General features: G+C 64.4%; 1 protein-coding gene. It reads right to left on the reverse strand.

From position 1 onward, the window contains the following. The coding region (locus tag I8J34_RS24450; RefSeq protein WP_214364222.1) for a hypothetical protein at positions 1 to 253 on the reverse strand (253 nt) is incomplete at both ends.

Raw genomic sequence — 253 nt, forward strand, 5'->3', positions numbered from 1 at the left:
CCGTGACGCCAAGGGCAACAAGGACCGCCTGGTGCCGCTGCCCCGTGCGACCCTGGCGGTGCTGCGCCGCTTCTGGCAGACGCATCGCCATCCCGAGCTGCTCTTTCCCAACCGCCACGCCGGCCTCCCCCTGGGTCAGAATAGTTGTCGCCTCGATAGAATCCGAAACCGAGGGGCGATAAGAGAAGAACGAAGTGGCCAGATACGGACAAGCATTCAAGGACAAGGCAGTGGCGCGGTTGCTGCCGCCGGA

The sequence above is a fragment of the Denitromonas iodatirespirans genome (assembly GCF_018524365.1).
GTDB classification, from domain to species: Bacteria; Pseudomonadota; Gammaproteobacteria; order Burkholderiales; family Rhodocyclaceae; genus Nitrogeniibacter; species Nitrogeniibacter iodatirespirans.